Source organism: Brevundimonas sp. CURTG3B2_SDJG (genome assembly GCF_057364705.1).
Genome location: NZ_JBNFOJ010000156.1, coordinates 1 through 7223 on the forward strand (window position 1 = coordinate 1; position 7223 = coordinate 7223).

6 protein-coding genes are annotated in these 7223 nt (G+C 69.1%); 4 read left to right on the forward strand and 2 right to left on the reverse strand.

Annotation, left to right across the window (positions count from 1 at the left end; genetic code table 11):
- Nucleotides 1-590 (forward strand): OB-fold nucleic acid binding domain-containing protein (locus AC2W7C_RS11375; RefSeq protein WP_486001539.1); only part of this gene is annotated, 590 nt, incomplete at its 5' end.
- A 42-nt stretch (nucleotides 591-632) separates the two neighbouring features.
- On the opposite strand, the gene AC2W7C_RS11380 is transcribed toward AC2W7C_RS11375, so the two are convergent.
- Nucleotides 633-2516, reverse strand: a complete 1884-nt coding sequence (locus tag AC2W7C_RS11380) for an MFS transporter (protein ID WP_486001540.1) — start codon at nucleotides 2514-2516, stop codon at nucleotides 633-635.
- Between the two features lie 41 nt (nucleotides 2517-2557).
- The gene (locus tag AC2W7C_RS11385; RefSeq protein WP_486001541.1) at nucleotides 2558-2953 is read right to left on the reverse strand and encodes an MFS transporter; all 396 of its coding nucleotides are present in this window, start codon (nucleotides 2951-2953) and stop codon (nucleotides 2558-2560) included.
- 233 nt (nucleotides 2954-3186) lie between these two features.
- On the opposite strand from AC2W7C_RS11385, the gene AC2W7C_RS11390 reads away from it, so the two are divergent.
- The 3 genes from AC2W7C_RS11390 (at nucleotide 3187) to AC2W7C_RS11400 (ending at nucleotide 7049) form a co-directional block, all read left to right on the forward strand.
- Nucleotides 3187-3828: a LacI family DNA-binding transcriptional regulator gene (locus tag AC2W7C_RS11390; protein WP_486001542.1), complete on the forward strand. Its 642-nt coding sequence runs from the start codon at nucleotides 3187-3189 to the stop codon at nucleotides 3826-3828.
- Nucleotides 3828-4214 (forward strand): substrate-binding domain-containing protein, encoded by a 387-nt coding sequence (locus AC2W7C_RS11395; protein ID WP_486001543.1) that lies wholly within the window; start codon nucleotides 3828-3830, stop codon nucleotides 4212-4214. The genes AC2W7C_RS11390 and AC2W7C_RS11395 overlap by 1 nt, the downstream gene beginning before the upstream one ends.
- Before the next feature lie 120 nt (nucleotides 4215-4334).
- Complete coding sequence (locus AC2W7C_RS11400; protein WP_486001544.1) at nucleotides 4335-7049, forward strand: TonB-dependent receptor; 2715 nt, start codon at nucleotides 4335-4337, stop codon at nucleotides 7047-7049.
- Nucleotides 7050-7223 lie beyond the last annotated feature (174 nt).

Sequence of the window (7223 nt, forward strand, 5' to 3'; positions counted from 1 at the left end):
CGCCGCCGGGCGGCCCCCGGCCCCGCTGTTCGAGGCGATGGGGCTGGACGAGACCGACGGCCGCCCGCCCGACGCCCTGCCCGACGCTGACGCCGTCGGAAGAGGTGATCGGCGACTACCAGGCGATTCGGCTGTCGCTGAAGGGCCACCCCGCCGCCTTCCTGCGCGACCGGCTGGACCAGGCGGGCGCCCTGACCACGGAGGCCTACGCCAAACAGCCCAATGGGCGGCGCGTGGCGGTTAGCGGGGTGGTGCTGGTGCGCCAGCGGCCAGGCACGGCCAAGGGGGTATGCTTCATGACCATCGAGGACGAGACCGGGATCGCCAACCTGGTGCTGTGGCCCGACGTGTTCGAGCGGTTGAGGCCCGTGGCGATGGGCGCGCGGATGGTGCTGGCCCGGGGCAAGGTTCAGACCGCCGAGGGGGTGACCCACCTGGTGGTCGACCAGCTGGAGGACTGGACGCCGATGCTGGGCCGGCTGAGCCAGGCCCCGACGCCGGGGACGGCGCACGCGCCGGCGGAAGGGAGTGGCCGCTGGCGGCATCCGCGGGACGTGCGGATTCTGCCGGGATCACGGGATTTTCACTAAGAGACGATCGATCTCGAAGCGAGCCGCCGAGCCGATGTCGCCTCAGACGCACGCCCGATTGAAGCGGTCCGGCCCCGTCCAGGCGCAGGCCCCGTCGATGCAGTCGATCAGGTTGCTGGAGAAGGCTTGCGCATCGTGGTCGTAGACCTGGAACCAGCCGCCGTCGTCCCAGACCGCGGTCGGCATGCCGGCCGCGCGGGCGTGGACCGCGTCGAAGCGGGCGTACCACAGGCGGATGTTGTTGCAGTCCATGACGGAGAGGCGGCTTTTCCAGCCGACGCCCCATTCGCCGATGAAGACCGGCATGCCCCCGCCCACCGTCCGGGCCCAGTCGGCCATCACCCGCATCGGTCCCGCGACGTCCTCCTCCGTCCAGGCGTCCGCGTAGTCGCCCTGGTTGTCGCCGTTGAAGGTCCAGGGATTGTAGTGGTGGAAGGTGGCCATGACGTAGGGGTCGCGGCCGCCGCCGACGGCGTCCAGGTCGGGCCAGGCCGCCGCCATCTCGTGCGCGCCGAACCACTGATTGCCGCCGATGATGACGATGCGCCGCGGGTCGGCTCTGCGGATGCGGTCGTAGGCCTGACCGGTCATGGCCCGAAGCGTCTCCGGCGCCATCGCCTCCTTGTTGCTGAGGTGCGGCTCGTTGAGAATCTCGAACATCAGCCGGCCGTCGCGGTCGCCCAGGATCTCGCTGATGTCCGCCCAGAGCCGCGCCAGCACCTCGGCGCGGCCGTGGTCCTTCAGGCGCGATTCGTGGTGAGCGTTCAGGACGACGTACAGGCCTGGCCGCGACAGGGCGTAGTCGATCACCGCCTTCAGTTCGGCCAGCCGGGGAGAGGCCAGGTCGACGCGACCGGTTTCGGGATCGGCCAGGGTCGTGCCGTCGACCGTCTCGGTCCAGGTCACCGGGATTCTGACTAGGCGAAAGCCGCGGGCATAATAGGCGTCGATCTTGGGACGCGCGGCCTCGAGCGTGGCGGCGTGCTGGGTGTTGTCGAACATCTGGCCGAGATTGAAGCCCTTGCCCATCGCCTGGGCGGCCTCGCGTGCGGTCGGACGATCCGCCGGCCCGGCCGTCGCGGAGGAGGCGCCGCCCAGCAGGAGGAGGACGGCCAGGAGGAGCCGGATCAGGGGGCGGGACATCATGGACTCCGGACGGGGGCGGCCGGCGGGAAGGGCAACAGCGCCGGCCGTGACGGTCAAGGCCGCCGCCCCCTCCGGCCGAACAACTCTGGTGTCAGCGGACCCGCCGCACGCCCAGCACGGCGAGGCCGCCCAGGACGCGATCGCCGCGGCGGCGCCCATCAGATGAGGCCAGGCCTGACGGTCTGGGCCCAAGGCGATCAGGGCGAGCGGGGGCGCCAGAACCGCGGGGAGGGTGTTGGTCAGATTCATGATCCCGAGGTCGCGGGCGATGTCCTTTCGGGACGGCAGCACCTGGGCGACTAGGGCGGCGTCGACGGTGGTGTAAAGGCCGAAGCCGACGCCGTAGAGAGCGTAGCCGACCAAGGGGCCGGGCCACGCCGGCCAGGCGGCGAAGACCGTCAGCCCGCCCGCCATCAGGCCGGCGGCGACCAGGATGAAGCTCCGGCGGCGGTTCAGCCGGTCGGACGCCAATCCGCCCAGAAAGCCCGAGGCGACGATTAGCGCCGTCGACAGGGCGATCAGCCGCGCCAGCCCGCTTTCGACGGTGGAGCCGGGGAAACGCTCGGCGTAGCGCGCATAGTCGGCCAGGTAGAACAGCATGTAGGCGTTCACGACGCTGGCGGCGATCTGCAGGCAGAAACGCGAAATCCAGGCGAAGCCGAAGTCCGCCGAGAGCGCCGGCCGAGGTCCGCCGGGCGTCTCGCGCTCGGGAGAGACAGGAGGTTCGCGATAGCTGACGAGGAAAGGCGACAGGCAAGCGACGACCAACGTCCCGAGCAAGGCCAGCCTCATCGGCGCCCCGACGAACGGCGGGGCCGTGATCAGCACCCCGGAGAGGGCGCCCAGAGGGCGCCGAGGCCCAGAAAGGCGGCGACCCGCCCCTTCTGCCGGTCAGGCACCCGGTCGGCGAGCACGGCGGTCAGCGGCGCGAACATCATGTTGAAGGCCAACTGGAACAGCATCACGCCCACGACCAGCGCGATCGGCGTGGAGGCGGCGGCGATGACGCCGTAGGCGAGGACCACGCCGGCCGCTCCGGCCACGATCCAGGAACGGCGGCGGCCCCAGGCGTGGCGCGTGCGGTCGCTGGCCCAGCCCACCGTCATATTGGCCCCGCTGGCGACGAGCGCGCCCCAAAGCGTGACGAGGCTGAGCAGACCCACCTTGTCGGCGGGCGCCAAGATCTCGGCCTGCAACGGAACAAGCAGGCTCAGCAAGGGAACGAAGGCGACGAAGGCGCGACGTAGGCCAGCGTCAGGGCGGCGATGAAGCCGGCGCCGACGGGCGCGGGCGGAGCGCCCTCAAGGTCTGGGAGAGCCCTCATGGTGCGAGGGAGATTGTCCAAAGTCGCGATCCGCGGCGAGGGAAATCTTGCGCGGCGCCTGTCCGGCGCAGCATACCGGTTCCGACGCTGGCGCGCCGTCGCCGGCAGGGGGAGACGACCGTCAGGATGACCGCGACGATCTACGATGTGGCCGCCCTGGCCGGCGTCTCCATCAAATCGGTGTCCCGAGTGCTGAATCGCGGGCCCAACGTCAGCCCGGCGCTTGAAGCGAAGGTCCGGGCGGCGGTCGAGACCCTGGACTATCGACCGAGTCTTTCGGCGCGGACCCTGGCAGGCGCGTCGTCCTATCTGATTGCGGCCTTCGTCGATGCCGAGCTGACGCTGGAGCATTGGCGCAGCGGGCGGGGCAACGACTATCTCAGCCGCCTGGAATACGGCGCCCTGGTCGAGTGCCGCCGGGCCGACCACCACCTGCTGGTCGAACTGGTCGACTACGGCTCGCCCAGCCTTGAAGCGCGGCTTCTGTCGCTGCTGCGCGCGCTGCGGCCCGACGGCGTCCTGCTGACGCCGCCCAACTCCGACGATCCTCGCGTGATGGACGTCCTGGAACGAAACGGCACGCCCTTCGTGCGCCTGGGCGCGGAGACCGATCTCGGCCGCGGAATGCGGGTCTTCATGGACGACCGGCAGGCGGCCGCGGACATGACGGAGCACCTGATCGCCCTGGGCCATCGCCGAATCGGCTTCGTCTCGGGGCCCGTGAGCTACGCCGCCGAGCCGCGCCGTCGCGACGGTTTCGGACCGTGATGTCGAAACACGGACTCGCGGCGCCCGACGACCTGGTCGTCGAGGGCGACTTCACCTTCGAGGCCGGGCGCAGGGCTGGGGAGGCGCTTCTGGCGGCACCCGATCGGCCGACTGCGATCTTCGCCAGCAACGACGACATGGCGTTGGGCGTGCTGAACGCCGCCGCGGCCGTTGGTCTTTCAACGCCGGGCGGCGTGGCCGTCTGCGGGTTCGACGACACGCCGAGCGCCATGCTCAGCACGCCCCCCCTGACGACCATCCGGCAACCGGTGGCCGAGATGGCCGCGGCCGCGACACGCCTGCTCCTGCCGGCGTCTCGGGGCGTCCCCGGAGCCGCGGTTCAGGTGGACTATGCATTGGTGGAACGACAATCCACGCAGGGATAGGCGGAGCAGACCAATTTGACAGCGCTGTCAAACGAGGACAGTTTGTCTCGTGGAAACGGGGGCGCGGCGTCGCGCACCGTCAAGGAACCCTGAAGAACAGGGTCCGCGGGAGGGAAGATCATGATGCGGTTCAAGCGTTCGATGCTGCTCGGCTGCGCCTCGTTGGCGCTGACCGCCGGCGCGGCCCACGCCCAGGATGCTGGACGGACGGAGCCCCAGGGGCAGGAAGATCCGACCGAGATCGGAGAGGTCGTGGTCACGGCCGAGCGCCGGGAGCAGACCCTGCAGAACTACGCGGGGGTCGCCCAGGCCATCTCGGGCGAGGACCTGCGCGCCGTCGGCATCGACCAGATCGAGGATCTGCAGTCGGCGGTCCCGGGCCTGTCGATCTCGAACCAGGAAGGCAACGTCCAGATCTACATCCGGGGCGTCGGCACGGCCAACAACACCGAGCTGGGGGATCCGTCGGCGGCGACCCATCTGAACGGCGTCTACCTGCCCCGCCCGCGCGGCCTGGGCGGCCTGTTCTTCGACCTGGCCCGCGTCGAGGTCGCCAAGGGGCCGCAGGGCACCCTGCGCGGCCGCAACGCCGTCGCCGGCACGCTGAACATCATACCGAACATGCCGCGCCTTGGCGTGACGGAAGGCTTCATCCAGGGCGAGATCGGCACCCTGGACACCTACGGCTACGAAGGCGCCGTCAACATGCCGATCGGCGAGAACCAGGCGCTGCGGCTGGCGGTCTACGGGGTGGATCGAGGCACCGCCTACGAGAATGTGGGCAACGACGAGACCCTGGACCCGACCGGCGAGCAGCAGCTGTTCTCGGCTCGCGCGACCTATCTCTATCAGCCCAACGACCGGTTCCGCCTGACGTTCATGGGCGATTTCGAGTCCGAGCGCGGCACCGGCTATCCGGCGACCAACATCCGCAACGGCCTGGTCGGCGGCGGCACGCCCGACCAGCTTGAGCTGCGCGAGGTTCTGTACCGGGGTCCGCAGGGCATGGTGGAGAACGACAATTGGGGCCTGGCGCTGAACGCGTCCTATGACTTCGGCCCGGCGGTCCTGGAATACACCGGCAGCCGGCGCAGCGTGGACTACTACCAGGTCAACGCCTCTAACGAAGGCGTGGTGCGCCCGGGCTACGGCGCCGGCGACGTGGACTACGACAACTTCGGCACCCAATACTGGCTGACGCTGTCGGAATCGGACGTCCACGAGCTACGGCTGACGTCGGCTCCCGGCGCGGAGACGGTCTGGTCGACGGGCCTGTTCTATTTCAAGGAAAGCCAGCAGGTCGGCTACCTGTCCCTGGTGGACAAGGGCCAGTTCTACTCGGGCACCGAGTTCACCTTCCCGGACGTCCAGTCCGACTCCTTCGCCGCCTATTTCGACATCACCTATCCCGTCACGGATCAGCTGCGGCTGAAGGCCGGCTATCGCTACACCGAGGAAAGCAAGTCGCGGCGCGGCATCGGCGGCAACTGGGTGCTGGGGCTTGGATCGGACGGCTTTGGCTGCTGCTTCACGACCCGGATCGGCACCGAGGGCTTCCGGCCCAACTTCACCGGCCGATCGACCTATGCGCCGCCGACGCCGGGTGACAACCAGGCGGCGGCCCGATACTTCCTGGAGGCGTTCACCCCCGGCGCGCGCGACACCTTCCTGGACCAGATCGCCGGCGTCGCCGACGGGTCGCGGCCGAACGGGACCTGCGTCAATCGTCCGGACACCCAGCCGTCCTACGGCGGCCAGGTCTGCCCCGCGAACGGCCAGCACAGCTTCTTCCAGATCTCGGCGCCGGGCGAACAGGTCGGGTCCTACGAGGACTCGTTCAGCGACTATCGCCTGGGCTTCGAATTCGATTGGACGACCGACAACCTGTTCTACGGAACGATCTCGACGGGTCACAAGTCTGGCGGGTTCAACGACACCATCGTCATCAACGGGGTGTCGACGGCGCCCACGTTCGCACCGGAATCGGTGACGCTGTTCGAACTGGGAACCAAGAACACCTTCCGCCCGGCCAGCGGCCGCATCGACCTGAACGCCAACGTCTTCTTCTACGACTACGCCGATCAGGTGTTCCAGACCCTGGTCTCGCTGGGCTCAGGCCCGGGCGGCGCCAGCGCCGGCTTCTCGCAGCAGAACATCAACGTCGCCCAGTCGACCATCAAGGGCTTCGAGGTCGAGACCCGGTTCGACCTGCCCTACGGCATGCGGTTGGATCTGATCGGCTCTTACATCGACGCCCAGGCCGATGAAGGCGCCCTGACGGACACCCGCGGCACCGACTACGGAGACGGCACCCCCAACTTCAACATCGACATCGCGGGCAACGACCTGCCGAACGTGTCCAAGGTCAACCTCAACGCCCACCTGCAGCAGACCGTCGACCTGTTCGGCGGCCGGGCCGACTTCCATCTGCTGGCCAACTACCGGTCGTCCTACTACCTCAACATCTACAACGAGCTGCCGGTGATCCAATTCACCGCGCGGCCCGGCGATGCGGCGGGGCAGGCGGCGTACGACGCCTTCAAGGCCTCGATGGCCGGAACCACGATCGATCCGACGGCGCCGCTGACCAGCCCCTTCCTGCGCAGCACCGAAGCCCGCGAAGGCGGCTTCTGGGCTCGCCAGGGCGGCTACGTCACCGTCAACATCGGCGCGGGGTGGGAGCCTTCCAACGGCCGCTATCGCGTCGAGGGCTATGTCAATAACCTGTTCGACGAGACCATTGTCGAGAAGCAGCTGGTGTCGGACCAGGTCGTCAACGTCCTGTTCCTGAACCAGCCGCGGACGGTCGGCTTGCGCCTGCGCGCCAACTTCTAGTCTCCTGGCCTGGGGCGGCGCGGCCAGCCGGTCGCGCCGCCCTTTCTTTCAGTATCGAGCCGTGTCGAGGTCCTGCATGCCCGCGTCCCGTCGAGCGCTTTTCTCCGCCGTCGCTCTCGCGGCCCTGCTGACCGGAGCCGCCGCGGCGGCCCAGGCGCCCGCGGAGCCGGCCTC

What these genes read in the sequence shown, in the direction of transcription:
- AC2W7C_RS11390 (WP_486001542.1), top strand. Translation starts at nt 3,187, where the DNA reads ATGACCGCGACGATCTACGATGTGGCCGCCCTGGCCGGCGTCTCCATC.
- AC2W7C_RS11395 (WP_486001543.1), top strand. Translation starts at nt 3,828, where the DNA reads ATGTCGAAACACGGACTCGCGGCGCCCGACGACCTGGTCGTCGAGGGC.
- AC2W7C_RS11400 (WP_486001544.1), top strand. Translation starts at nt 4,335, where the DNA reads ATGATGCGGTTCAAGCGTTCGATGCTGCTCGGCTGCGCCTCGTTGGCG.